General features: G+C 70.5%; 20 protein-coding genes. 8 read left to right on the top strand and 12 right to left on the bottom strand.

Going from position 1 to position 23,497, the window contains the following annotated elements; genetic code table 11:
• Positions 1-1,074 precede the first annotated feature (1,074 nt).
• The 8 genes from ABD901_RS56140 (at position 1,075) to ABD901_RS56105 (ending at position 9,558) form a co-directional block, all read left to right on the top strand.
• Positions 1,075-1,518, top strand: coding sequence for a cytochrome P450 (locus ABD901_RS56140; RefSeq protein WP_345144138.1), 444 nt, complete (start codon positions 1,075-1,077; stop codon positions 1,516-1,518).
• A gap of 16 nt (positions 1,519-1,534) precedes the next feature.
• On the top strand, positions 1,535-2,428 hold the full coding sequence (locus ABD901_RS56135; protein ID WP_345144136.1) for a terpene synthase family protein: 894 nt from the start codon (positions 1,535-1,537) through the stop codon (positions 2,426-2,428).
• Entirely contained in the window at positions 2,425-4,011 is a 1,587-nt protein-coding gene (locus tag ABD901_RS56130; protein WP_345144133.1) for a prenyltransferase, read from the top strand. The genes ABD901_RS56135 and ABD901_RS56130 overlap by 4 nt, the downstream gene beginning before the upstream one ends.
• Positions 4,012-4,037: 26 nt before the next feature.
• Complete coding sequence (locus ABD901_RS56125; protein WP_345144130.1) at positions 4,038-5,402, top strand: cytochrome P450; 1,365 nt, start codon at positions 4,038-4,040, stop codon at positions 5,400-5,402.
• Between the two features lie 310 nt (positions 5,403-5,712).
• A complete protein-coding gene (locus ABD901_RS56120; RefSeq protein ID WP_345144127.1) occupies positions 5,713-8,112 on the top strand; it encodes a sensor histidine kinase in 2,400 nt (799 codons plus the stop codon).
• A gap of 32 nt (positions 8,113-8,144) precedes the next feature.
• Positions 8,145-8,570: a roadblock/LC7 domain-containing protein gene (locus tag ABD901_RS56115; protein ID WP_425556860.1), complete on the top strand. Its 426-nt coding sequence runs from the start codon at positions 8,145-8,147 to the stop codon at positions 8,568-8,570.
• 9 nt (positions 8,571-8,579) lie between these two features.
• The gene (locus ABD901_RS56110) at positions 8,580-8,969 is read left to right on the top strand and encodes a DUF742 domain-containing protein (RefSeq protein WP_345144121.1); all 390 of its coding nucleotides are present in this window, start codon (positions 8,580-8,582) and stop codon (positions 8,967-8,969) included.
• Complete coding sequence (locus ABD901_RS56105) at positions 8,950-9,558, top strand: GTP-binding protein (protein ID WP_345144118.1); 609 nt, start codon at positions 8,950-8,952, stop codon at positions 9,556-9,558. The genes ABD901_RS56110 and ABD901_RS56105 overlap by 20 nt, the downstream gene beginning before the upstream one ends.
• A 312-nt stretch (positions 9,559-9,870) precedes the next feature.
• Here ABD901_RS56105 and ABD901_RS56100 read toward each other — a convergent pair whose 3' ends face one another.
• The 12 genes from ABD901_RS56100 to ABD901_RS56045 all read right to left on the bottom strand — a co-directional run bounded on the left by ABD901_RS56100 (position 9,871) and on the right by ABD901_RS56045 (position 23,366).
• The gene (locus ABD901_RS56100; protein WP_345144115.1) at positions 9,871-10,986 is read right to left on the bottom strand and encodes a threonine aldolase family protein; all 1,116 of its coding nucleotides are present in this window, start codon (positions 10,984-10,986) and stop codon (positions 9,871-9,873) included.
• Positions 10,983-11,879: an alpha/beta fold hydrolase gene (locus tag ABD901_RS56095; RefSeq protein ID WP_345144112.1), complete on the bottom strand. Its 897-nt coding sequence runs from the start codon at positions 11,877-11,879 to the stop codon at positions 10,983-10,985. The genes ABD901_RS56100 and ABD901_RS56095 overlap by 4 nt, the downstream gene beginning before the upstream one ends.
• Positions 11,876-13,603, bottom strand: a complete 1,728-nt coding sequence (locus ABD901_RS56090; protein ID WP_345144109.1) for a non-ribosomal peptide synthetase — start codon at positions 13,601-13,603, stop codon at positions 11,876-11,878. The genes ABD901_RS56095 and ABD901_RS56090 overlap by 4 nt, the downstream gene beginning before the upstream one ends.
• Positions 13,600-14,859: a cytochrome P450 gene (locus ABD901_RS56085; RefSeq protein WP_345144107.1), complete on the bottom strand. Its 1,260-nt coding sequence runs from the start codon at positions 14,857-14,859 to the stop codon at positions 13,600-13,602. The genes ABD901_RS56090 and ABD901_RS56085 overlap by 4 nt, the downstream gene beginning before the upstream one ends.
• A 31-nt stretch (positions 14,860-14,890) precedes the next feature.
• Positions 14,891-16,015 carry a hypothetical protein gene (locus ABD901_RS56080; RefSeq protein WP_345144105.1) on the bottom strand — a complete coding sequence of 375 codons (1,125 nt, stop codon included), beginning with the start codon at positions 16,013-16,015 and terminating at the stop codon, positions 14,891-14,893.
• A 95-nt stretch (positions 16,016-16,110) separates the two neighbouring features.
• On the bottom strand, positions 16,111-16,587 hold the full coding sequence (locus tag ABD901_RS56075) for a MarR family winged helix-turn-helix transcriptional regulator (protein WP_345144103.1): 477 nt from the start codon (positions 16,585-16,587) through the stop codon (positions 16,111-16,113).
• A 602-nt stretch (positions 16,588-17,189) separates the two neighbouring features.
• Positions 17,190-17,753 carry a hypothetical protein gene (locus tag ABD901_RS56070; RefSeq protein ID WP_345144100.1) on the bottom strand — a complete coding sequence of 188 codons (564 nt, stop codon included), beginning with the start codon at positions 17,751-17,753 and terminating at the stop codon, positions 17,190-17,192.
• Between the two features lie 735 nt (positions 17,754-18,488).
• A complete protein-coding gene (locus ABD901_RS56065; protein ID WP_345144141.1) occupies positions 18,489-19,382 on the bottom strand; it encodes a zeta toxin family protein in 894 nt (297 codons plus the stop codon).
• A 256-nt stretch (positions 19,383-19,638) separates the two neighbouring features.
• Positions 19,639-19,932: a hypothetical protein gene (locus tag ABD901_RS56060; protein ID WP_345144097.1), complete on the bottom strand. Its 294-nt coding sequence runs from the start codon at positions 19,930-19,932 to the stop codon at positions 19,639-19,641.
• 511 nt (positions 19,933-20,443) lie between these two features.
• Positions 20,444-20,779, bottom strand: a complete 336-nt coding sequence (locus tag ABD901_RS56055; RefSeq protein ID WP_345144094.1) for a hypothetical protein — start codon at positions 20,777-20,779, stop codon at positions 20,444-20,446.
• 144 nt (positions 20,780-20,923) lie between these two features.
• Complete coding sequence (locus tag ABD901_RS56050; RefSeq protein ID WP_345144091.1) at positions 20,924-22,372, bottom strand: recombinase family protein; 1,449 nt, start codon at positions 22,370-22,372, stop codon at positions 20,924-20,926.
• Positions 22,257-23,366 (bottom strand): hypothetical protein, encoded by a 1,110-nt coding sequence (locus ABD901_RS56045; protein ID WP_345144088.1) that lies wholly within the window; start codon positions 23,364-23,366, stop codon positions 22,257-22,259. Before ABD901_RS56045 ends, ABD901_RS56050 begins: the two co-directional genes overlap by 116 nt.
• Between the last annotated feature and the right edge of the window lie 131 nt (positions 23,367-23,497).

Raw genomic sequence — 23,497 nt, 5'->3', positions numbered from 1 at the left:
CCCTGACGGTGCCCTCTCGAACTGGACGATAGAAGCCTGAAGAACCTCTATCTTTCCAGCTCGCGGGGGCATCATCGCATCCGGGCCCTCGTGCTCACATCAATCCCATCGGTGGATCAGGGCTCAGTGTCAATACCGCATTGCCCGTCCGTGTCACGCCATTGCGGGCGCACGTCAGAGATCCTTCATTTGCTTCTGTAACCGCTTCGTGCGTCATATTGATGCGCGGTGCTGCAGTAGGCTCTGGGCGTGCTGGCTGATTTGGAGGAATGTCCCGTCAAGAAGCCCAGCGATCCCGCACCAGTGCGGCCAGGTGGGCGGCCGGGTGAACCCCCGCCACTGACCCAGGGCAAAGATCATCGTTAGCGCCAACTTTGTCGTGAACCCTCCTCAACCCCGGTACGGCGGCCGAGACGGCCGGGTGGCCGTGATTCCCATCGACATCTGCTGATAAGATCTGGGACGATTGTCGTCATGCAGAGACGCGCGGGGGCCGGTACCGTTCGGGGCAAGTGGTCAGCGGCAGCGGTCTGGACTATCGGGCTGGTCGGGTCCTCGTCGGTGGTGTTCGGTTTCGTCTGGCTGATCATGGGCGGTCGCAGTTGGCGGGCGCTTGTCGGCATCGCAGCGGTCGCCACCTTGGCTGTGTGGATGGTGGCCGGAGTGGTGCTGCTGTTGCTGGCCAACGTGGTCGCCATCAGGCTCGCTGCCGGCCACCCCCGGGTAGCTTCCGCAGGACCAATCTCTCGCCCCAGACAGGTGGACCGGGTACCACGCTGAGCCAGGGCTGCCACGACAGCGCCGCGTCGATCACTCGCAGCCAGGCTTCCTCGCAGGCGCCGCCGAGCGCGCAGCAGGCCGGTCAGCCCTCGCGCCGGCGGCCGTGGGTAGCGAAAGCGCCCCCGCCCGCCATCGGATTTCGAGCACGCTACCAGGCGTGCAAGAACACGCAAATATTAAGAAAGATGTACATCCAGCAATGCCCCCCTACGTGCGCAGCGGCACAGGTGAGATGATCGAGGAGATACAGAACGCACGTACTGCTGCAAGTCCGGGCTCCGCGAGGCCCGGGCCTTGGGGGTCTCATGTCAGCCTTCCACGAGGTCATGCTCGGCTTCACCGGCTCCGTGCCGTTACTCGAGAGGCGTGGCGGCCCGGCCCGACGTCGTCGGCGAGGCGCGCATCCCGCGCGATGCCCGCGTTCTCGTCAGCCCCAACATCACGCTGCGGATGGCGACGTTCTGGGAGCGACCGGACGAGTTCGACCCGGAGCGTTTCACGGCGCCGCGCGCCGAGCACTGGCATCGCTACGCCCACTACGCGTTCGGCAGTGGCTGGCACCTGCGCCTCGGTCAACGCCCGTTCGACCTCTATTCGCAGCTCATCGTAGCGACCATCTTGCGCCGGTTCCGGCTCGCCGATCCGGCAATCCCGGAGCCGCAGGTGGTGGCGTCGCAGCGGCCGACGGTCAAGGTCGAGACGAGGCCGCTGCCGCGCGACCGCGCCTTCGGCTTCTAGAAATCTGAGCAGCACAATGTTCGGCATCGACCGCGGCGACGAGCTCGCTGCGACAACTGAACAAGGGCGGATCTGTGGCCTGGCAGCTGGCGGGCAGCGGGACCTGCAGGCGGCCGCCGCGGCCCACCGCGAGCTGTTTCCGGACAATCCGTTCGACCCGACCGTGTTCAGCATGGTCGCGTCGGCCACCGCGTTCGGCGCGCCGTGGTGCACGCGCGAGCAGCTGCGCATCGCCAACCTGACGGCGCTGTGGGTCTTCGCCGTGGACTGGCGGATCGACTACCTGGCGCGGACGCCCGGCGACGTGGCGGCGGTCGTTGCCAACTGTCTGGCGACAGCCGACGGCGAGGAGGCAGGCGGGGCTGACGCGCTCTACCGGTTCCTCGCCGACATCCGTGACGAGCTCGCCGCGGCGCCGGCCTTCGCCGGGCACCGGCTGGTCTGGCGCGAGGAACTGCGCCGGATGCTGCACGCGATGCAGCGCGAGTGGGTGTGGAAGTCGCAGCAGTCTGTCCAACCAGGGCCGTCGTTCGAGGAGTACCTGGACAACGCCGACAACTTCGGATCGTCGTTCGTCAACGTCTCACACTGGCTCTTCCTCGGCGACCCGACCGCAGTCGGCCACCTCGCCGAGCTGACCGCGGTCGGCCGCACGGTACAGCGGGTGCTGCGACTCGTTAACGACCTGGCCACCTACGGCCGCGACGTCGGCTGGGGAGACCTCAACGCCCTCATGTTCGGCGTCGACCGTGCCGAGGTCACCCGGCACATCGGCAAGCTCGTGAGCGCGTGCCAGGAGGCCTTGCGACCACTGGAGCACACGAGCCCGCAAGAGGCGGCCTACCTCATCCGCCAGATCGGCTTCAGCAGCGGCTTCTACCACGTCACCGACTTCTGGGGCGAGCTATGACCGTGGACAACGACGTCGCTGAGCCCGCTCGGCTCTTGCCCGGGCCGCGCCGCGGCCTCGCCGACGAGGCCCGCGACCTGCTGGCCGGGCTCGCCCGTGAACCGTGGGGGCAGAGCTCGCCGTCGGTGTACGAGACCGCGCGGCTGGTGTCGTTGGCGCCCTGGCTGCCGGCCCACGTGGGAAGGCTGTCGTTCCTGCTCGCCACCCAGCGCGCCGACGGCGCCTGGGGACCACCAGACGGCTACGCCCTCGTGCCCACGCTGAGCGCAACTGAGGCCCTACTTGCGACAGCGAAGACGTCGGGCGACCAGGCGGACCTGCGCGCCGCCGCCGGTCGCGGGGTGCTCGCGCTGTTCAACCTGCTGCACGGGCCGGGGGCACCGCCCATTCCGGACACGCCGGCCGCCGACCTCATCGTGCCCGCTCTGGTGGAGCGGATCAACGAGCACCTCGACGCGCATGGCAACGACCACGCCGTCCGAAGGCTCCCGCTGCCGGACGGCATGGCCGCAGGCCGCCTCGCCGCGATCCGGGCGCGCTTCGCATCCGGCGCCGCGGTACCGCAGAAGCTCCTGCACGCCCTGGAGGTGCTAGGCGAGGCGGCCCGCGACGTCGGTGACGTGCGTCCGGTGCCGCCCGGCACGGTCGGCGCCTCACCGGCCGCCACCGCAGCATGGCTCGGCGGGCGTTTCTCGGCCCCCGGTCCTGGTGGCGCTGCCGACGATGCGCGCGCCTACCTCGACACCGTCGCCCGCCGCCACGGCGGGCCGGTGCCGTGCGCGACGCCGATTACCGCGTTCGAACGGGCCTGGGTCCTGGGCGGGCTGGCTCGCGCCGGCGTGCCGCTCGACCCGCTGCCCACCCTCGTCGAGAGCCTGACCGCGGACAACGGGCCCAGCGGCACGCCGGCGGGCCCCGGGCTGCCTGCGGACGCGGACACGACGTCGGTCGCGCTGTTCGCGCTGGCCGAGCTGGGGTACCCCGCCGACCCCGCCGTGCTGTGGGCCTACGACACCGGCGAGCACTTCTGCACCTGGCCCGGCGAGGACGGCTTCTCAGTCACCACCAACGCCCACGTGCTCGACGCATTCGGACACCACGCCCTGACCGCCGACCGGTCGGCGCCACGATACGCCGCCGCCCTGCACCGCCTGTCCGGCTGGCTGTGCGCCCAGCAGGACGACGACGGGGCATGGCTCGACCGGTGGCACAGCTCGCCGTACTACGCGACCGCCTGCTGCGTGCTCGCTCTGGCCCGCTTCGGTCGTGGACGAGCGGTCGCACCGGCAATCGCCCGGGCCGTCGACCGGGTCGTCGCCGCGCAGCGGCCGGACGGCTCCTGGGGTCGCTGGTCCGGCACGGTCGAGGAGACCGCCTACGCGCTGCACGTGCTGCTCGCGCCCGGCGCCCCCGCCAGACCCGACGCCGATCCGGCCGCCCGGCGGGGCCAGGAATACCTGATCAGCGCCGTCGGCCGTCAGCCGGACCCGCCGCTCTGGCACGACAAGGACCTCTACGCGCCGGCCGCAATTATCCGCGCAGGTGTATTGAGCGCGCACCAGTTGATCCGGCGCAGGAAATGACAGAGACGTGACCATGGAGGTTTCCGTTGTCTGACAAGCACGGTGCTGCTGGCAATAAGGCCCGATCAGTCCCTTTGCACCGGGCGCTTCCGGCATTGGTCCGGGATCCGCTCAACACGCTGGTCGGCATCGCGAACCAAGCCGGCGGTGACGTAGTGCGACTCAACCTCGGCACGTTTCACCCATATCTGGTGACGAATCCCTCGCATGTGCAGCATGTGTTGCGGGACAACGCGGCAAACTTCGTGCGCGACCGGGGAATGTTCTGGCGGCCACTGAAGCGGCTGTTCGGGGAGGGGATCCTCGCCGAAGGGCAAGCCTGGGAGCTGAGCCGCAGCATCGTCCAGCCGATGTTCACCGCCAAGCGCCTCGACTCGATCGTCGAGCAAATGGCCGATGCGGTCTCCGAGGCGGTGGACGAACTCGAGGGTGGGCAGACAGTCGACGCCGGCGCCGTGCTGTCCCGGATCGTCTGCCGGGCGATCATGCGCGTCCTGTTCGCCGACAAAATCTCGGTGCCGGACGCCCTGCGGATGGTGGACGCGCAGACCACCATTGCGACGGCGGTCCTGTCTCGGATGCTGGTGCCGTTCATGCCCAATGCGGTGCCGATGCCGGGCGATCGCGCCTTCCGCCGGGCCGCGCGGACCATCGACGACGTCATGCTGCCGGTGGTCCGCGCGGCGCGTGAGATGCCCGACGAGGGCGACGACGTGATCTCTACGCTGAGCAGGGCGCGCGACGCCGAGGGCCGTCAGCTGGACGAGCGCCGTGTCCGAAACGACGCCGTGGCGATGTTTGCCGGGTCGACCGAAACCACGTTCGGGGTGCTGACCTGGCTGTGGCCGCTCCTCGAGGCGCATCCTGCGGTGGCCGACAGGCTCTACGAGGAGGTCGGCCGGGTGGTCGGCAACGAACGGGTCAACCGGTCACACCTGAGCGACCTCACATATACCCGGATGGTCCTTGATGAGGTGCTGCGCCTGTATCCGGTGGCCTGGCTCTCCCCTCGGGTGGCAGCGGAGGCCGACGTCATCGGTGGGGTCCGGGTTCCCCGTGGCGCGGACATCCTCTTCAGCCCGTACATCACGCAGCGGATGGAGACGGTCTGGGACCAGCCGACGGTGTTCGATCCAGAACGGTTCGCCCCGCGGCGCGCGGAGCGCCGCCACCGCTACGCCCACTTCCCCTTTGGCGGCGGCCCGCACCAGTGCCTCGGGCAACACCTGTTCTACCTTGAGGCGCTGGTCATCGTGGCCACCATTCTGAGCCGGTTCCGGTTCCGGCTCGCCGACCCGGCCATGCCAGTGCCCCAGGTCGGCGCCGTGCTGCAGCCCAGCAAGAACGTCGAGATGACGCTCCTGCCGCTGCGCCCCTCGGTCGCATCCTGAATTCTCGCCCTCGGATGGGATCTTCGTTGAGTTCGGCGACGAACACGCCCGCGACGCCAGCATTCGCGGAGCCACCGAACGGCGTCAACGTAAATTCCCGGAGTCCTGGGCGAGTCTTCTCGCACTTCAACAGTTAGATCGGAACATTTCGATTGAATTCAGACTAGTAGGCGAAGCCCGTGACTGTTACCGTGCCTCGTTGTCCGGATGCGATTGGCGGCTGCCACTGCCACCAAACATGATCGACGCGGCGGGCATCCATGCAAAAAGCTGTTGATCAGTTCCGTGCATGCCCGACTGGGACGGTGTGATGAGTTCCCGCAGTTCGCGTCTTGGCAGTTCACATCTTCGCACCAAGATTGTCGCGCTTCTGCTCTCGCTGGCAGCGCTCTGGGCTTTCGCGGCGTGGGTAACCCTGCGGGAAGGTCTGAACCTGCTCTGGGTCCAGACCTACAACAGCAGGATCTACCAGCCGAGCGAGCCGCTGCTGCTAGGACTGCAGGCCGAGCGGCGGATGTCGATGGTCTATCTGGGCGCTGGCAGCAACGGACAGCACGGGGCGCTTGACGCTCAGCGTCACACGATCGACGAGTTGGCCGGGACGTTCAAGGCGTCCGCCACGAGCCGTTCGGCGAACCTGGCGGCCGACGCGGAGCTCCAGCAGCGTATCGGCGACGCCGTCGCCGGCCTGGACGGCCTGAAGGCCGTCAGGGCCTCGATCGATGCCCGCACTGTCGACCGTCCCGCTGCGGCCGCCGCGTACACGCGCGTCGTTGACTCGATCTACCAGGTGTACTTCTCGCTGGGCAAGCTCGACGACCAGGCAATCGCCGATGACACCCTCACGCTGACCCAACTCTCCCAGGTCCGGGAGCTGGTGTCGCAGGAGGACGCCCTTCTGGCCGGTGCGATTGCCGCGGGCAGGCTCTCCGACGTCGAGTACGCACAGTTCACCCAGCTGGTCGGGGCACAACGCGTGCTCGCCGGCGGGGTTGCCGCCAAGCTGCCGGCCGGGGACCGGGCTCGGTACGACCAGATGGTCAACGGCGCGGCCTTCAGCGACTTCCGCGCGCTGGAAGACCAGGTGATCGGAGGGGCCCGCACAAGCCTCAAGCTGCCGATGGACGCCGGGCAATGGCAGAGCGCGACCGAGCCGGTACTGGCCCAGGTGCTGGACATCGTGGTGGTTGGCGGCCGCGTGCTGGTGGACCGCGCAACACCCGTTGCGATCTGGGTCGTGGTCCGCGTCCTGCTCGCCGCCGGCCTTGGTCTCCTTGCCGTCATCGCCTCGATCATCATCTCGATTACCACGGCCCGGTCGCTGTTCCGCCAGCTGCTGCGGCTGCGGGACGCCGCGAACGACCTGGCCAACGAGCGACTTCCCGCGGTGATGGAAAAGCTCAGCCGCGGTGAGCGGGTCGACGTGCAGGCCGAGGCGCCGCCGCTGGAGTTCGGCTCCGACGAGATCGGCCAGGTCGGCCAGGCGTTCAACGCCGTGCAGGAGAGCGCCATCCGCGCCGCCGTCGAGCAGGCCGAGCTGCGCAAGAGCGTCCGCGACGTCTTCGTCAGCATCGCCCGGCGCTCCCAGGGCTTGCTCCACCGGCAGCTGAAGATGCTCGACGCCATGGAGCGCGAGGAGACCGACGCCGCGGACCTCGACGCGCTGTTCCGGGTCGACCACCTGGCCACGCGCATGCGTCGCAACGCCGAGAACCTCATCGTGCTGTCCGGCGGCGTTCCGGGCCGTGCCTGGCGCCGACCGGTTCCCGTGATCGACGTCATCCGCGCGGCGACCGCCGAGATCGAGGACTACGCCCGGGTCAACCTCCAGCCGATCCCGGCAGCCGGCGTCATCGGCCGCGTCGTGGGTGACGTCATCCACCTGCTCGCCGAGCTCGTCGAGAACGCCACGTCGTTCTCGCCGCCGCACACCATGGTGCAGGTCAGCGGGCAGATCGTGGGCAACGGCTACGTGGTCGAAATCGAGGACCGGGGCCTGGGTATGGGCGAGGCCGCGCTGGCGGCCGCCAACGACCAGGTGCGCAACCCACCGGAGTTCCAGCTGTCGGGCAACGTCCGCCTGGGGCTCTATGTCGTCGGCCGGCTGGCCGAGCGGCACGACATCGGCGTCCACCTGCGCCGGTCCCCCTACGGCGGCACGACCGCGATCGTGCTGATCCCCTCCGCGCTGATCGTCTCCCAGTCCGACGGCGCCCCAGCACCGGACGAGGACGCCCCGGTCAACGGCAGCGAGGCCCACGTCGCCGCCGCGCCGGTGGCCGCTCGCCCCCAGCTGGCCCACACTACGGAGCCCGCACCAGGCTCCACCAGCCGGGCGCGGCACGCCGCGGTTGCGGTGATGTCGCGGCCCGGCGAAGGCGCGCTCGACGAGACCCGCGATGCCCAGCCCGAGGTCGTGGCCCTCGATCCGCCGGCCACGGCCTCGGGTGCGGAAGAACCGCGGACGGACCGGGCGTTCGGCCTGCCCCGGCGTTCCCGGAAACCGTTGAAGGCCCAGCCCGCAGTCCCGGCCCCGCCGCCGTCCGCGCCGTCGCCGTCTCCGGAGGAGGCCCGCGCGCGGATGTCCGCGTTCCAACAGGGCTCACTGCAGGCCCGGCAGGCGTCCGATGCCGACGGCCGTGACGGCGGTGGCGAATCCGCCGCAGCAGTCCCGCCCGCGCCGGCCGGGACACCCACGGAGCTGTCATGACACAACCGCGACATGAAGTCGAGAAAGGGACCATCGTGGGGCAGGAACCGAGCACAGCCGTCGATCTGACCTGGTTGGTACAAGACCTGGTCGACCGGGTGGCGTACCTGCGGCATGCCGTCGTGCTCTCTGCCGACGGTCTGGCCATCGCCGCGTCGAAAACCATCCAGCGCGACGACGCCGAGCGTCTCTCTGCCGTCGCCTCCGGCCTGCAGAGCCTGGCCCGCGGCGTCGGCACGCACTTCGAGATCGGAGACCTGCGCCAGACGGTGCTCGAGTTCGAGGACGGGTACGTCTTCGTGATCGGGGCCGGTCACGGCACGTGCCTCGCGGTGATCAGCGGGCCCGACACCGACCTGGGTCTGGTCGCCTACGAGATGGGGATGCTGGTCAAGCGGGTCGCCGAGCATCTGGCGACCCGGCCGCGGCACTACTCCGGCCAGATCAACGGGGGGTAGCGCGTAACGATGGAACCCAACTATTTCGACGAGCCCGACGAGGTGTGGGTCGACGGGGACGCCGGCCCGGTCGTGCGCCCCTACGCCATGACCCGCGGCCGGACCCAGCCCACCAGTGGCAACTTCGACCTCATCACCATCGTCGTGACGATTCGCGCCGTCTCGCCGGGCGATGTCGGCCTCGGCCCCGAGCACGAGGCGATCGTCCAGCTGTGCCAGCAGCCGTTCTCCGTGGCGGAGCTGTCCGCCACCCTCAACCTCCCGCTGGGCACGGTCCGAGTCCTGCTCGGCGACCTGCTCAGCCGGGTCCTCATCGTGGCCAACAACCCGGATCCGGTGACCGAGCCGCCCGGCGACGACCTCTTCGAAGCGGTGATCAATGGCATACGGCGACTCTGACCCGCGCAACGGCCTGTCCGTACCCAAGGCAACGAAGCTGCTCATTGCTGGCGGCTTCGGCGTGGGCAAGACGACGCTGGTCGGCGCGATCAGCGAAATCAAGCCGCTGCGGACCGAGGAGACCCTCACCGAGGCCGGCATCGGCATCGACAACCTCGACGGCGTGGACAAGAAGACCACCACCACGGTCGCGATGGACTTCGGCCGGATCACCATCAGCAGCCATCTGGTGCTGTACCTCTTCGGCACCCCCGGGCAGGATCGGTTCCTGTTCGTCTGGGACGAGCTGTCGACGGGCGCGATCGGCGCGGTCGTGCTGGCCGACACCCGCCGGCTCGACGACAGCTTCCCGTCGATTGACTACTTCGAGCAGCGCGGCATGCCGTTCGTCGTCGGCGTGAACTGCTTCGACGGCGCCCGCCGCTACGAGCCCGAGGAGGTCCGCATCGCGCTCGACCTTGAGCCGGACGTGCCGGTCATCCTGTGCGACGCACGCGACCGTGAATCGGTGAAGACCGTGCTCATCGACCTGCTGCGGCACGCGCAGCACATCGCCCAGCAGCAACGCGCCGTCGCCAGCACCATATAAGCCCACGGTAGCCGCTGCTGTGTCCGCAGCAGGTCGATAACTGACCTCGGCACGCCAACGGCCGGTCGTCCGTTGGCGTGCTGCGGCGGTGAGTCGCGCCACGCCCGCGGCAGGCCGTACGCCGTGTTAGGCCAGCGCTGACTAGGTGCTGTCCTGGCGGAGGGAGCGCGCGGGTCATTCCCCGCGATGAGGTAGTCGATGATCGGGTGAGCACCGCCGGCGCCCCGGACGGTGTGCCGCGTCGCCAGCCACGCGAGCATGATCCGTCCAAGCACACCACGGCGATGCATTCGCGGAGCACGACGTGGCCCATCACGAGGTCGATTCTCCCGGACGTGTGGCCGGTGCGGTGTCCGGCTGATCTGGTCGGGAGGTGTCTGCGGGCCGCGCTGCCAGGAGTTGCTGGAGCACGGCAGCGGCGGCTCTGATCTGGTTGGTGGTGAGGTCGCGGTGGGTGACGGCGCGGACGTGGTGCGGGCCGAGGGCGACGAGGAGCACCCTGTGGTTGGCGGCGGCCGCGGTGAACGCGGGGCCGGTCCACGGGGTGGTGGTGAGGTCGAGCAGGACGATGTTGGTGTGGACCCGGTGCGGGTCGACTACGGCTGTGTCGGCGAGCGCGGTGGCGAGCAGTTGGGCGTGGTGGTGGTTGTCGGCGAGCCGTGGGAGGTGGTGGCCGATGGCGTACAGGCCGGCGGCGGCGAGCATACCGGTTTGGCGCATGGCGCCGCCCGCGCGCTGCCGGAGTCGGCGGGCGTTGGCGATGAAGGCATGCGGCCCGGCGAGGACGGCGCCGGCGGGGGCGCCGAGGCCTTTGGACAGGCAGACGCACACGGTGTCGAAGAGCCGCCCGTAGACGTGCATAGGGGTGCCGGTGGTGGTGTGGGCGTGCCAGAGGCGGGCGCCGTCGCAGTGCAGGCCGACGCCGGCCCGGCGGGCGATGGTGTGGAGGGCGGTGAGCCGGTCGAGGGGATGGATGATGCCACCGGGAAGGTTGGCTGTTTGTTCGACGGCTATCGCGTCGGTGGGCAGCGCGAATCCGCCCCGGGACCGGATCATGGCGGCGATGGCCGCAGGGTCGATGAACCCGTCGGGGCTGTGCCAGGTGCGGGTGGTGATGCCGCCGTGGACGGCGGCGGCGCCGGCTTCGTAGCTGACCAGGTGGGCATCGTCGGCACAGAGCAGCTCACCGCCGTGCGGGATCAGCGCCTGAACGGCGACTTGGTTGGCCATGGTCCCGGTCGGCAGGAACACACCGGCCTCGTGTCCGAGCAGCCCCGCGACGTGGTCCTCGAGCGCGCGGGTGGTGGGGTCTTCGCCGTAGACGTCGTCGCCGACCTCGGCACCGGCCATCGCGGCGCGCATCCCTGGTGTGGGCCGGGTGACGGTGTCGCTGCGCAGATCCACCACGGCGCGCCGGTGCGCGGTCATGCGGCCGCTACACGATCGGCCAGCACCGCGCCGGTCGTGGTGAGGTGGGTAATGGCGGCGGCGACGTCGGCTGGGCGTTCGAGGGGAAGGTCGTGGCCGCCGTCGACCCACCGCACCGGGACGGTGCGGCCAGCGCGGTCGAAGGTGTGTAGCAGGGCCTTCAGGTGAGTGGCGGCGGCTGCGGGGTCGGCGGGCCGGGCCAGGACCGCCACCGTAGGGCAACGGAGCTGGGTGAGGAGCGCGGCGGGTTCGTGGCACCAGAGGCTGCACGCGGCCTCGATCTCGTGCTGCACTGCGAGGCGCAGCCGCACCGGCCCGGCCGGGCCTGCATGAGCGGCGTGCGCAGGCTGATAGTTGGCTTGCAGCGCGGGGACAGCGGCGTCGGGCAGGCCGCTGCCACGGGCCCACGCGGCGAGCATGTCGGGAGTGGGGGCGATGCGCCGGTCGAGCAGCATCCGGTACCGCGCCTCCCACCAGCTCGGCCCGAACATCCGCCGAGGGTCATAGACGCCGCCGTCGACGAGGCAGACCCCGCCGACCAGGTCGGGCCGGCGTGCGGCGAGCTCGAGGGCGACGGCGGCGCCGAAGCTGTGGCCGGCCACGACGCAGGGCCCGGCGTCCAGGGCGTCGAGGACCGCGGCCGTATCGGCGGCGAAACAGGTCACGGTGTACCCGCGGGGTGGGGTGCTGGACTGGCCGTGGCCACGGTGGTCGAACCGGATGAGGCGCTGGCCGGACAGCTGCTCGGCGACGAGGTCCCACCAACGGTTGGTGCTGGCCAGCCCGTGCAGCAGCACTACCGGCCGCCCGCCGCGTGCCGCATCTGCGGGGGTGTCGCGGACGGCAAGGTGGACGCCGACCGCCACCGTCACCAGCCGGATCAGCCCGGTCATGCGGCGCTACCCGCGGCGCGTGCCGGGCTGGGGTCGTCGATGGCGGCGGCGATGCCGGCCGGGGTGCGGCCGACGGCCACGGTGATGTAGGGGACCTCGACGCCGAGCGCTTCGCTGAGCGCCACGCACAGCTGGGCGACGAGCAGCGAGTGCCCACCCGCGTCGATGACGTCAGTTGCCGGCTGCACTGGCCGGTCGAGCACGGCGGCCACCACCTCGAGCACGATCGGCAGCGACCCACCCGCCGGGAGGCTGCCGTCGCCCGGTTCCGTATCGGCGGCGGCCAGTCCTCGCAGCATCCCACGGTCGGTCTTGCCGCCGACGGTGAGCGGCAGCTCCGGGACGACGCGGATGTCGGGCATCGCGAACGGCGGTAGCAGCGCCGCAGCGTGCCCGCGCAGCACGCCGGCTAGCTCGGCTTCGGACTGCCCGGCGGTGTGGTCCGGGTCGGCGACCACGAAGGCGGTGAGCCGGTTCGCGACGGCGACGACCGCGGCTGCATGCGTGGCGGGGTGGGCGGTGAGGATGTGTTCGACTTCGCCGAGAGCGAGGCGGTGACCGCGGAGCTTGATCTGGTCGTCGGTGCGGCCGAGGAAGGCGAGGGTGTCGTCCGGGCGCCAGGCGGCAAGGTCGCCGGTCTGGTACCAGCGGCGTCCGGCCTCGTCGGTGCTGAACCGGGCCGCGGTCGCGGCCGGGCTGCCCGCGTAGCCGCGGGCGACACCAAGCCCGCCGACGAGGACCTCCCCGGCCGCACCGACCGGTCGTGGACGACCGTGCTCGTCGACGACCCGGACGATCACGCCCGGCAACGGGGTACCGATGTGTACGTCGTGGCCGGGGTGGAGCTCGCCGACGGTGACGGCCACGGTGGCCTCGGTCGGCCCGTACCCGTTGAACATGCGCCGCTGCGGGGCGGCCCAGCGTTCGACGAGGCGAGGGTGAACCGGCTCGCCGACCGCGACGACCGTACGCAGATCTGGCAGATCGTCGGCGGGGATGGCGGCGAGTACCGACGGGGTGAGCGTCACCACTTCGACCTGCTGCGCACGCAGCACCCGGGCCAGGTCGGCGCCGGCGCGCGCTCCGGCGGGGGCGAGGACGAGCGTCGCGCCCGCGGTGAGGGTCATGAGGATCTCGCACATGGCGGCGTCCCACGACCAGGCGGCGAACTGCAGCACGCGCGTGCCCGGCGTGACGTCGAACTGGTCGGCGAGGGCGGTGGCCATGGCGACGACGCCGGGGTGCTCGATCAGGACGCCTTTCGGGGTGCCGGTCGACCCGGAGGTGAACACGACGTAGCAGAGCGGACCGCCGATCGGTACATGCTTGAGGTCGGCCGCGTCCACCGAAGCCGGGAGGTCCAGGCCGGGTACGGCTGTGAGCACGTGGCGCACGGCGCAGGTGGCGGTCATGTGCTGCAGCCGCTTGACCGGCCAGTCGGGGTCGAGGTAGAGCACGGCGCCGCCGGCCCGCCACACGCCGAGCAGCTGGACTAGGCCGTCGACCGACCGTGGCCAGCACAACCCGACGACCTCGTCGACGGCGACCCCGGCCGCGGCCAGCTCGCCGGCGACGGTGTCGGCCCGGCGGGTGAGCTCGCGGTAGGTCACGGTAGCGCCGGTGCCGTCGATGACCGCGACCGCGTCCGGTGCCTGGTCGGCGCGCTGCCAGATCAGGTCGGCGACGGTGCCGCGCGTGGCGAGGCCGCGCGGGCGCGGGCTCATCGGGCACCTCCCGCGGGGTCGAGGTCGAGTTGGACGAGAAGGCACGCGAGGCCGCGAAGGTTGGCGTTGTGCCGCCAGGCCCGGCGTGGCCGTGGCCCCAGCCGAGCGGCCCGGGCGGCAAGCATGCGCACGGCGGTCTCGACCTCGAGCCGGGCGAGCGGTGCGCCGAAGCAAACGTGCGCGCCGTGCCCGAACGTGACCGGGTGACTGATCCGGCCAGCGGTCCGGTCAAGCAGGATGCGTTCTGGGTTGGGGAAGGCGAGCGGGTCGCGGTTGGCGGCGGCGAGCATCAGCATGACGCTCGCCCCGGCCGACAGGGTCTCGCCGGTCGACAGGGTGACGGGCTGCAGGAGCCGCCGGGCGGTGTACTGGGTCGGCGGGTGCAGGCGGCCGACCTCGGTCACGACGTCGGCGACCTGCTCCGGGTCGTCGCGCACGATCGCCCACAGCGCGGGTTCGTCGGCGAGGACCATAAGCACGGCCGAGAGCAGGTTCGTCGTGGTCTCGCTCCCGGCGGTGACCAGCATCATGAGGTTGGCGATCAGCGCCTCGCGGCGGATCTCCCCGCGATGCATTTTGGCGATGAGCCCATCGATCATCGCGGTACCGGGCTCGGCTATGCGGTCGGTGACGTGCTGGCGCAGGAACGCCGCAAGGTCCGCGGCGGTGGCCAGGGTCGCCGCCCGGTCGGTGGTCGGCACATGGCCCGGGGCAGCGACGACGTCGCCCCACGCCAGGGACCAGCGGCGGATGGTGGCGGCGCCGACGTCAGCGGGGATGGCCAGGAGGTGGCGGATGACGTCGATCGGAATCCGGGCGGCGAACCCGGACACCAGGTCGACCACGGGCTGACCGGTGAGCCCGTTGAGGGCTGCGCTGACCGCATGCACGACAGGCTCGACGAGCCGGGTCCGCACCTGCCGGACCTGGACAGGCCCGGCCAAGACCCCCCGCAGACGGCGGTGCTCGTCGCCGTCGACGAACGACAGGTGCATGTCGAGGGCCTCGAACGCTTCCTCCAGCCCGGCCCCCGCGAACAGAGTGAGGGCGCTGGTGTGGTCCATCCGCACCGACGCGCCGTTGCTGGCCAGCAGCGCCTGGACGTCGATGTGCCGGGACACCAGCCACGCCCCGACGAGTGGGTCGAACACCGGCCCGGCATCCAAGAGCCGGTCGTAGAAGCCAGTGGGGTCGGCGATAATGTCCGGCAGGTACAGGTTGACCAGGCTGAGCCGGTCGGGGGCGATGGTCGGCATGGTGCTCCTTCAGCCGAGGGAATGGTGCGGTTCAACTGCGGACGCCCGCCGACACGGTGGTCGTCGCGGGCTTGGCTGCATCGGCGAGGCGGCTGGCGAGCGCGGCGAGTAGCCGACGGCCGGTGAGCCGGGCCAGGGCCATCCCGGCGCCGCACGGGGTGGCCGGGGCGAGCCAGCGCGCGGTGGCCACCGATGGCGGCTGTGGGTCGGCGGCTGATGCCGGGTCGACCAGCAGCAGGCAGGCCGCGTCGGCTGGGATCCGTGCGCCGTGCAACAGGACCGGCTGCGTCGTGCGCCGCAGCCACCCCGCGGCCAGCGGGAGCGGCGGCATAGCGGCGGCGATGAGCCGCTCCCGTTGCGCGGCATCGGTACCAACGTGGGTGACTGCGGCCGCATGACCGGCCGCGCCGCGCAGGATGTCGATAAGGTAGGGCAGCAGCCCCGCGGTGGCGTCCCACGCCGCGGCGAGCAGCGCGCAGCACAGAGCGGTGACGTCGCCAAGTGGTGTCTGCTCGGGCCCGAGACCCCGGTAGGCGAGCAGTTCGTCCACGACGGTACCTTGCCGGCCTGAGTCTAATGCGTCCACCGGTTCCGCCGCGCGCTTGCGCACGATGCGGTCGACGACCTCGCGCAGCGCTGCGAGCGGCAGCGCCGCCTCCGCCACCGGCGTGGTGGCGCCCGTACGTGCCAGCTGGTCGCGGAGGCCGCGAACCATCTGGATGGTGCCGCCGCAGACACCGAACACCGAACCGACTACCGCACACGCCAGCCGGTCGATGGGCGTGCCGCCACCGGCCGGCCAGAGAGCCGGATCACCAGCGATCCCTGCGAGCGCGGCGGCGGCCTCCTCGGCGTGCACACCGATCCGGCATCCCCACATCCGGCCGGCCTGCGCCGTCGTTGCCGGCCACACCATCCGCAACAGCGCCTGCGCCCGTGCGTCCATCGGTACCGCGGGAGCGCGAAGCGGTGACCGCGTGAACGCGGCGCGCCACACCGGCGAGTCACCGACGTGCGCGACCTCCACCGGATACCCGCCGAACGTCACCGGATCGCAACACGCCTGGCCCACCGGACCGGGACCCGTGATCAGCCACAGGCCATCGCGATCGTCGAAGCCGACGTACTCGTCGTCCTTCGAACGCCGCGCACGCACTGCTGCCGGAGCCGCCAAGACCGGCACTGGGTCGAACCGCAACAGGGCCGAGCCACCGAAGGCACCGCGTTCGGTGGGACGTGGCGTGGTCACCGTCAAGCCCCCCGGTCTTGACGGTGACCACGCCACGGGTACGGCCAAACCCGATCGGCCACGACGCACAGCACGTGCCGCGTCCGCGGGTCGGGGATCAATCTGGCCTCGACGGCAGCGACCGCCGTGCGCAACTGCTCGGCGCGTTGCCGCCCCGGCTCGGTGGCGATCAGTTCGACCTGGCGGTGATCGTGGCTCGGGGTGCTCCGGCTGACCAGCCCGAGCCGCTCCAGCCGAGCCACCGCGCTGCGCGCGGTACCGAGCGCCGTCCCCATCGCGGCGGCCACCACGTGCATTCGGACCTCGTGCGGACCGTCCGCGATCGCGGTGAGCGCCGCGAACGCGCTCCAGCTCACCCCGGCCGGCTCTAGGACCGTCCGTTCTACCTCGCCCCGCAGGTGCGCGGCCACCCGCGTCGCCGCAAGCACCGCCGCGCCGGGCGGCGGCGCCGGGGAGGCAGACGCTGGCGAGGCGGTCACCGGATGCGGCCCCGCAGTCCGCGCACCGCCAAGAAGACCTTCGGCCGGTGCCGGCCGCGGTAGCGAGGGTTGAACAGTCGCAACCAGCCCGCGGCCGAGCGATGCCGGCCGGCGGAATCCTTCACCTGGTAACTCGTCATCGATCGGCCCCCGTCGGCGTCAACACGGATACGTGCGTACGCGTCTGAGCTCCCGGAACCCTCACGGGCCGTGGGATTTCAGGCTGCACGCACCGACCCTGCCGGTCGCATCGGCGCAGCGGTAGTTGGCCAGGGTTAGCCAGTTTCGCCGAAAGGTGCGACCCGTGAGGGCGAGCAGCAGACGTCACGCCGCTCTGCGGAGCCGCGGCGGGTCCCAGCGCGGGCGGGCGGTCATCCTGTTGCGTCGCGCGTCCCGCGGCGGCGTGCCAGGCAGGAGGCGCGAACGCCGAGCAATGACCGAGCCTCGGCATCCTTAGCGGACTGACGACAAAGATCATGAGATAGCACGTGGTGGCCAAATAAATCCGACGTTTCGAAGCGATGCTTCCGCCGTCGCGCAGTCAGAGGTCTAGAACATCGGGAGGCGGCGCTGGCCCGGTACAGCGCCGCCTCCCGCATGATTCAGCCGGCCAGCGATCGTCGCTGGGCGCTCGCCAGCTCGGCCATAGCCCGGCCGAGCAGCACTTGGCCGAGGACACGGTCCAGGCCAACGGTGCGGCGATCACGCGGCACCCACGATGAGCCGCACTGCCCGCAGAACTTCGCCTGCTGCCACGCCCTTGTGGCCGCTGCGTGCGCGGCGCCGAACTGCTCGTGCGCGCGGCGCCGAGTCCACGCCGTCAGCCCGGCCGCCGCCGCCACGATCGCGGCGATCGCGCCGAAGAGCTTGAGCCCGGCCACGTCCTGCTCCGACATCGAGCTGGCCGTGGCCAGCACCAAGAACGTCAATACCCCTCCCGCGACCACGGCCACCCGGACGGGTCGCTGCCACGCCGGCAACGCCATCGGCGGCGCCAACGCCGCGGAAAGCGGAGTCTCCGCCTGAGCCTTGCCTACGGACCGGCCCCGCACGCCACCCGGTCCGTGGCGCAGCTCGATCCCGATCTGCGCGCGACCGGACTGGTACAGCGCCGGGACCGCGACCACGGGGTGCCCGGGATCGCGTGGGCACCACTCGGCCGCCATGCGAGCCTGCCTCGCGCGGCCGGCCTCTGCTGCTCCACGGCCCGTCATGTCGCTGCTCATCCCGCGCCTCCTGCCCCCGTACCCAAAGCGATCGGTTCCCTCAATGGTGATTCGGACCATTCAGCCTGTCCATCCCGTTCGTCCGGTGCCGGTACCTCGTCGAACGTTCTGACGCGGCCGACACGCGCGTCCTCCCGGTCCTGCTCGGTATTGCGACCCTCGTCGCCGAGGCGCGCTACTCCGTGCCATCTTTCTGCACTCCAAGACCAATAAGAAGGGTGGACGTCCTCAGCGGACGGCAACCCGCTGAGGCCACCTCGATTCACTCGAAGCATCGCCGCTCAGCACGGCGGCGGTGCCGGCCCGAGCCGAACTGGCCAACTACCGCACGACGTATCGACACGGCATCGTGTAGGCCGACGTTCGGACACGTTGACGGGGGCTTGCTGATGGACAGAAGACTTCGGACGATGACCACCTACGGGGCGGCGGCAATCGCCGGATTCGGCGCCGGGCTAGCGCTCGCGACACGTATCGGGAGACGCGATCGCGCGTGCCACCCCACGTTTGGCCGCGGGCTAGACGAATCGAGGGCTAGCGCGACCTACCTGGCCGGCTACATTCGCGGCTTCGAGGACTGCGGGGCGCGAACCGCTACCTAGGCGATCGAGACGTCCTGTCAGGCGCCACTCTGCCACCCCTGGGCCCCGCGTCGGCGCAAAAGGATGTCACCTGTCACTCGGTAGGCCGCCGCGCCGGGTCCGCTCCGGCAGGACCCTGGCTAACTCTGGCCAACTTCCAGCGCAGGTCCCGGATCCCGCAGTCTGTCGTAGAACAGATGTCCGCTCGGCTGGCTGCTGGACCGAATGAGAGTGTCGGTCGTTCAACTGGAAGCGACGCCCACGGCACCGCATGAGGTAGGTGTACGTCTAGGTGAAGGCGATTCCTCGTGACCGCGCCTGGCATGGCTTCTGGATTGTTATCGCCAGGGCACACGCCGATGCATGCCGCCGCGAGGCTGTCGAGAAGCAGAACCAGGCGCGCGAGGGATCCTTTTCGCAGCGGGGCTGACGGTCGGGCGATTCCGCTACGACCCCTGACCGCAGCTTCTCCAAGCTCAATGGGACGGACCTCTCCCTGTTCCGTGCCGAAGGCGCAGGCGAAGAACGCTGTCCAGCGCTTGACGACCGTGATCGATGGCACCTCCGGTGACGAGGCCGGCGCCATTTCCGTAGCGGATGTCCGAGCGCAGGCCGACACGTGCCCGCGGAAGGTCACCGAAGTGCGGAACTGCACAAAGCCCGCGCTACCGGCCCCGACACCACTCAGGGCCCTCGCGTTCCTCATCAACCCTCGACCCAGACAGGAGAAACCGCCGCTTATCTGGCCCGAACGGTCGACGATGCCGAGCCGGCTCAGCGGCTCGGGGACCGCCATGATGACGGCCTCGACGCGGTAGCCGGCGTCGCGGAACATCCGCGCCGGTTCGACGAAGTCGCCGGGGTCGCGCATCGTGGTCTCAATGATGGTGTCGACCCGGTGCTCGATGAGATGGCGCTCGGCGGCGGCCATCCCGCGGCGGCCGTCCACGCTGGTGTACGGGGCGGCGTTGCGATCGTCCTCGGCCAGCAGCCGCGGGTACTCCGGATGGCAGGGGCTTGTAGAAGTCGGAGTTTACGACCACGGCTCGCCGCGCTGGTCGAGACGGTCGTGCACCGCCCGGGTGGTGCGGGTCTGCCGGCGCCGGGCTGGCCCGCGACGAAGACGACGATCGGGTCGTCCTGCGGTACGCCGCGCGCGAGTTCGTCCGGGATGATGTCCGTGGTGAGCATCTGGTGCGACTGCTCGTCGGACAGCAGGTAACGCCGGGGGTCGATGGGCCCGGTCACGCGGTGCGGTCCCCGGGCCTGCGAAGCAGTTCGCGGTATTTGCGCAGCACCCTGGCGACGCCCTCGTGATCGGTGGGGCTGAGCCGGCGGCGTTCTTCGGTGCAGGAGGCCCGCTCGGTGCGGAGACGCTCGGCCTCCGGCTCGTCGCCGGCCGCCTCGGCGGCGCGGATGAGCGCGGTGTAATGCGCCACGCCCTCGCCAATGACTTCGAGGGCGACCTCGTAGCGGACCGACTCCTCGCTGTTCCATTCGAACGGTTCCAGCCTGCGATCTTCGGCGTCGCGCGGCATCCGGCGGCCTCCTCTGCGAACGGAACCGGGCACGCCCAGCGTAGCTACATCCCGCTAGGCTGACGTCCTGCCGTATCGAGGCCGGTGCGCGCCGACGCGGAGGTTGCATGTACTGCGATCAGTGCGGGCAGTTGCTGCCGCCCGGGGCTGCGGCCTTGTCCCCGCTGTGGCGCGCCGGCCGAGCCCGTCCCCGCAGTACCGGTCCAGCGGACGCCGGCGGCGGGCGAGTGGGTGCGGGCCTTGGTGCCGCCGGCCGCCCGGCTCGGCCGCGGTCCGGGCGTCCGGGCCTGGCTCGGGGCGATCGTGCTGCGAAACCTGCGGGGCACCGCGGCGGGCATCGTCCGAGGCCGCAGCGGCCTACGCACGCTGATGGGTGCACACACGCGGCCTCGGGCCGGCGGCCCCGCCCACACCGGCGGTCAGCCCGCGGCCTGCTAATCAGGGCGGTGACCGGCAGCCAGCACTGCATCCGGGCGGATCTCGATCGCCCATCGGCAGCTGCTCCCAGCCGTCACCGTCGCGCTGCTCGACGCCGCTGGCATTCCACCGCTGCTGCCAGGAACGGCTCGGGACGCTCGACAGCCATTCCAGTAGCAGCCGGGTGCCCCGCATTCGCTGCCGTTGCCGCGACGCCGTCGGAGCCCGAAGCGTGGGACTCCTCGAGCAGCGTCAGGACGTCGTCGGTGCCAAGCGTCAACCACGTCCAGGACTCGTGGTCGGCACGCGGCATGAAGCGGCGGCGCAGCGCCTTGGCCGCATCGCTCGGGATATCCGTCGCCGTACCACCGACGGTGGTCACGTCTCCGGAGGCGGCCGATAGCAGGGACACGGCCGTCGACATGGTCACGGCCGGTCGCCGAACAGCACACCGAGACTGGCCGGCTTGTACCCCGGGTGCCGGCACCGGCGGCGCGGAGTCCGCACTCGCCCGGCGGGCGTGGTGCTCCAGTACAACCTCGATGATCTCGTCCTGGGACGCCGCGGTGTATAGCTATTCCCAGACCACCTCGAACCGCAGCTTCTCCGGGCTGAAGAGGCCCGGCTCGACCACGATGCGCTTTACGACCTGCAGCAGCGCCTCTCGCTGGTCAGCCGGCGCGAGCCTAGACCACTCCTCAGCCAACGTGCGAAACTCACGCACGAAGCCGCCTGAAGCCCGCTCGCGCGCCAGCGCCGCGGCGCGGCCGGTGACCGCCCGATCCAGTTCGGCCTCGATCCTGACCTTCTGCTCCCGGTAGTCTTCTCGGCCGATGTCCCCGTCCGTGTAAAGATCCGCAAGCCGACCTCGCTTCACTGTGAGAGCCGCGATCGTCGCGGCGTAGGCTTCGGCCTCACCCTTCGCCCTCCGCCCCGCCTCGATACGCCTGGCCTCCCCTGTCACGTCGAGGCTGCCCTCGGCGTTCTTGGCCAGCCACCCCATGATCAACCCCATCGCCCGAGGGTTGGAGATGATGTTCGAAGGGTGCGTCTTCTCGTCACGAGCCGTGTTGCAGACCCATCGGAGATAGTTACGCCTTCCTCCGTAGTGCGCCTGCATCGGCTTGCCGCAGGACGGGTCGCCACATACGAGCAGGCCAGACAGCGCGAGCGGCGCGGTGCGAACCCGCGGCGGCATCTCGGCCTGCGCCTTGCGCCGCGCCACGTACGCCTCCCACAACTCAATGCTGATGATCGGCCGATGCTTTCCCTCACGCCACGCGTCAAAGGCCCAGATAGCCCGAGTCTTGCCCCTCTTCTTGGCGGAGTCCGAGCGCTCCCGGATCAGGCCGGCGGCGAAGCCCGTGTCCATCGTCAGCGCAAGCTTGACTCGCGTCCACGGCGTGCCACGCGTCGTTTTCAGGCCAGCGGCAGTCCACTCCAGGGCAATAGCCCGGTGAGCCTCGCCAGCCACGTACCGTTCGTACGCGTTCTTGAGGAGGAGTGCCTCGTCTTCCTTGATCTCATAGCCATTCCGCTTGCTGTAGGTGTACCCGAAGCGGGGGCCTCCGCCGTGTGGCAGCTTGTCGCGGCGCCGCTTCGCGTGCACCTCGCGCCAGCCGTCGCCGATCATGTCCGACTGGAGCTGCGCGATCAGGAGCATCTGGTCGCGGGTGAACCTGCCCATCGTGGTGGCTGGGTCGAAGTCTTCGGTTGCCGCTCGGACGATGCCACCGGCATCCTCGACGAGCCCAAGGTGGATCTGCGACTCGCGCATGTTGCGGCCCCAACGCGACCACTTCCAGAGGACGACATACTTCCATTTGCCGTCGCGGATACCCTGGATGATCTTGGCAACGCTTCGCTTCGTAAAGTCGCGTCCTGACTTGTCGAGATCCTGAAACTCCTCAGCGATCGTGATGCCTTCGCGGGCGGCGAGTTGGTCGATTGCGTGTCGTTGAAGCTCGGGAGAGAGCAGGTCGTCGTCTCGCCCACCGACCTTCGAGACGCGGATGTAGGCCACGCCAAGCTTCTCGTCCGGTAGCGGTTCCGTGTACCGCCTCATCAACATGCCTCCTGGCCTGTGCGAACGTGAGGGGCACATTGCAGCACTCCACGTCGGCGAAGCTGCGAATCCAGCCGCGCGTGGACACGGCGCCGTCCACCCCGCTGATCGTGTCGATGCGGCTGTGCATGCCCCGCTGCGCCTCGCGCAGGTTCCACGGCACGTTGGCCTGCCCCAGGGGCCGGGCGACGAGGGTCCGGTACAGCAGGTAGCCCGGCCGCACCCAGGTCCGCCAGTGCGGCACGATGTCGAGCGAGAACCGGGTCGTGTGCTCGTAGAACTCCCGCACGAGCGGGTCGACGGCGGCCGGGTCGAAGTCGGGACCGGACAGCGCGTCGAGGCTCGCCACGATCCCGACGTCCTCGGCGGCCTCGGTGTATGTGCCGCCGATGGTCTCGGCGAGCGCCTTGACGTAGCCGGTGCCGACATAGCGGGTTCTGGCTTCCAGGGGTACCACAAAAGGCAGACGGTCGGCGGGCGCGCTCCCGGCGACGAGGGACACCTGCGGCTCGCGGAACACCAGCTGCGACACGGTCCGGAACGCGACCACGCCGGTCGCGGCGACCTGCGCGGGCGGCCGGTCGCGCATGGCGGCCCCGACGGCCAGCCCGACGACCGGCCCGAGCGCGACCTTCTGCGGCCGCACCCCCATGGCCCCGGCGATCGCGCCGCTGGCCACGCCGACCGCGAGGGGGCTCGCACCGGCCCGCCCGGCCGCCCACCCGATCGGCGCGGCGATGGCCCCGCTGGCGGCGATGCGCGCCCACACGGCCGGGATCTCGTCGGGCTTCTGCCGGGCCCGGGCCGCACCGTCGACGGCGGCGAGCGCGGCCCCGCCGAGCACCGCCCCGGTCAGCGCGGCCCGCGGCCCGCGGTGCGCGGTCAGCGCCGCCCCGGCGAGGGCCCCCATGGCCGCGGCGAACCCGATCGACTGTGCGCGCTTGGCATCCACGGGCCTAGGGCATGTCTCCTGGATCTTGGTGGGATGATCCATACCATCCGGATTGTTACCCGCACGCCATGACTGCCCGATTCGAACTCACGGACGCCGAGTGGGACCTGCTGCGCCCGTTGCTGCCCGCT

Source organism: Dactylosporangium darangshiense, assembly GCF_039537565.1.
Lineage (GTDB): Bacteria > Actinomycetota > Actinomycetes > Mycobacteriales > Micromonosporaceae > Dactylosporangium > Dactylosporangium darangshiense.
This window is presented reverse-complemented; position numbering and strand designations above follow the sequence as displayed.

Bases quoted from the DNA above. Each gene is read 5' to 3' on its own strand.
- ABD901_RS56135 (WP_345144136.1), top strand. From the start codon at position 1,535: ATGTTCGGCATCGACCGCGGCGACGAGCTCGCTGCGACAACTGAACAA.
- ABD901_RS56130 (WP_345144133.1), top strand. From the start codon at position 2,425: ATGACCGTGGACAACGACGTCGCTGAGCCCGCTCGGCTCTTGCCCGGG.
- ABD901_RS56120 (WP_345144127.1), top strand. From the start codon at position 5,713: ATGAGTTCCCGCAGTTCGCGTCTTGGCAGTTCACATCTTCGCACCAAG.
- ABD901_RS56110 (WP_345144121.1), top strand. From the start codon at position 8,580: ATGGAACCCAACTATTTCGACGAGCCCGACGAGGTGTGGGTCGACGGG.
- ABD901_RS56105 (WP_345144118.1), top strand. From the start codon at position 8,950: ATGGCATACGGCGACTCTGACCCGCGCAACGGCCTGTCCGTACCCAAG.
- ABD901_RS56100 (WP_345144115.1), bottom strand. From the start codon at position 10,986: ATGACCGCGCACCGGCGCGCCGTGGTGGATCTGCGCAGCGACACCGTC.
- ABD901_RS56095 (WP_345144112.1), bottom strand. From the start codon at position 11,879: ATGACCGGGCTGATCCGGCTGGTGACGGTGGCGGTCGGCGTCCACCTT.
- ABD901_RS56090 (WP_345144109.1), bottom strand. From the start codon at position 13,603: ATGAGCCCGCGCCCGCGCGGCCTCGCCACGCGCGGCACCGTCGCCGAC.
- ABD901_RS56085 (WP_345144107.1), bottom strand. From the start codon at position 14,859: ATGCCGACCATCGCCCCCGACCGGCTCAGCCTGGTCAACCTGTACCTG.
- ABD901_RS56070 (WP_345144100.1), bottom strand. From the start codon at position 17,753: ATGGCGGCCGAGTGGTGCCCACGCGATCCCGGGCACCCCGTGGTCGCG.
- ABD901_RS56060 (WP_345144097.1), bottom strand. From the start codon at position 19,932: ATGCCGCGCGACGCCGAAGATCGCAGGCTGGAACCGTTCGAATGGAAC.